3 protein-coding genes are annotated in these 2,022 nt (G+C 45.9%); 1 reads left to right on the forward strand and 2 read right to left on the reverse strand.

Features of this window, described 5'->3' with window-relative positions; all coding sequences use genetic code 11:
• Positions 1-609, forward strand: a 609-nt coding sequence (locus A3766_RS21895; protein ID WP_304440977.1) for a putative PEP-binding protein, incomplete at its 5' end; no start/stop codon positions are given.
• Positions 610-684: 75 nt separating this feature from the next.
• On the opposite strand, the gene A3766_RS21900 is transcribed toward A3766_RS21895, so the two are convergent.
• Positions 685-1,749 carry a response regulator gene (locus A3766_RS21900; protein WP_068509852.1) on the reverse strand — a complete coding sequence of 355 codons (1,065 nt, stop codon included), beginning with the start codon at positions 1,747-1,749 and terminating at the stop codon, positions 685-687.
• 77 nt (positions 1,750-1,826) lie between these two features.
• The coding region (locus A3766_RS32215) for an HAD family hydrolase (protein ID WP_369808650.1) at positions 1,827-2,022 on the reverse strand (196 nt) is incomplete at its 5' end.

The following is a 2,022-nucleotide window of genomic DNA, read 5'->3' on the forward strand; positions in this document are numbered from 1 at the left end:
AACCTTGGGATTGGCAATATGAAAATTATGTTGCCGATGGTGAGTCGTGTAGAAGAAGTGGATGCGTTCAGAGAGTTGCTTGACCAAGCAGTGGCTCAGCTACTTGCAATGGGGCTTAAAGTTGCAAAGCCAAGCGTGGGTATAATGGTAGAGGTGCCAGCAGCAATGATGGCCCTGCCACACCTATCAAAGCGAATTGACTTTATATCTATTGGTTCTAATGATCTAACGCAGTACCTACTTGCAGTGGATAGGAATAATCCGAAGGTCTCTGACTTATATAACTTTCTAAACCCGGCGGTATTGGCAAGTATTAATCATATTGTATGTACTGCTCAATCCCGTCGACTTAAGGTGTCTTTGTGTGGTGAAATGGCCTCTGACCCTGTAGCGGTTATTTTACTACTTGGAATGGGGATCAATACACTAAGTATGAGTGCCTTTAATATTCCCAAGGTTAAGTGGGTAATTCGTTCGTTTTCGCATAAGAAAGCCAGGCAGCTTCTAACAAAAGCGCTGAATCTCGAAAATGAAAGCTGTATACGTGAGATGCTTGAGGATGAGCTCGAGAGTGCTGGTTTGGGGGGCTTGATTCGAGCGGGGGCTTAGCGTTTGCGCAAATAAAAAATCCCTTTTAAAGAGCTGGCGCGCATTAAGAGGGATCCGATAAGTGCTTTTAGTCTTCTAGAACTGTAGGAAGTTGCTTGCGATGGCTCCAATGGCAACGACAAGTGATACCACTGCAATCATATTCGCCTTCTTGGCTTGCTGAACATAAGGCTGCATATCTTGCTGAACTTGGATTTGTGCCTGTGCGGCACTTACTTTCGCTGCGACGGCCTCGGCAGCACTGCTCGCGGCTTTTTCACCCATAGCGGTTCCTGCTTCGGCGCCAGTCTGGGTTGCTATATCTTTTATTTGCTGTAGTGCAGCAGGGGAAAGATCGGCACGACTTTCAATCAGGTCTCTAACTGCTTTGATCTCTGCAGTGATCTGGTTTTGGAACTGAACACCGGTTTGCTTAAGGCTGGCGTCGAGTACTGACTGTGAAACATGGTTGACGTTCTGATCTTGCCTTGCGCTAAGTTTACGTATTTCACTCTGATTCTCGTGAATATTTGTTTCAAGACGATGCAGCGAGCCGCTGATTGGTTGTAGCGCATCTTCGATCGCTCTGGCGATTAGTTTGGATGATACTTTTTCGATTAGTTCCTGGCTCATTTCTTCTTCCTCTTCCTCTGGGGAGCTGGTCGCAATAGGTTCTTGTTCTAATGGTTCGCTTTCAGTACTACTTAATTCAGGTAGATCACCTGTATCGAGAGTGACTGCGCTGAGTTCTTCTGGCTCGGCTGAATCGGCCGCAATATCAGGAGCAGGGCGACTGTTAAGTTCTTCGATAAGTTCAGCTAATCTATCTGGCTTTGCGGGCTTGCCTAGCATGGCGTAGGCACCGGAAGATAGCATTTCTGCTTCATACTCTGGCCCTTCCTTAGAGGTGTACATAAGGATAGGGATATGCGCTGTTTTGGGGTTTTGACTGATCTCTCGAGTGGTAGCCAAGCCGTCCATTCCGGGCATCATATGATCCATGAATATAAGATCGGGCAATGGTGAGCTTTCTAAATAGCTTAAAGCTTCTTCGCCTGATTCCACCATATTAACTTCGAGGCCGTTCTTTTGAACAAGTCGACTGAGCATTATCCGTGCGGATTTTGAATCATCGACGACCAGCGCTGTGTTGACAGCCATGCTTTCTCCTAAAAACAATGCGATATATGCTTTAAGCATAGATGATTTCAGGAAAAGTACTGCAGTTTTTGTGTGGCTTATGTAAGAAAAAGTGAAATTAGTTCAGATGGGTGTTGAATTTGGTAATCGGCTGGCCATTTTTTGGCCGATTTGTGACACTTAATATAGCCGTATAGCGCACTTACTGTAATCATTTCAGCAGCTTGACCTGCTTGAATGTCTCTTTCGTGATCGCCAGCGTAGACGATATTACCGGGCGCAAGGCCAAGTTGC

The sequence above is a fragment of the Oleiphilus sp. HI0132 genome (genome assembly GCF_001635845.1).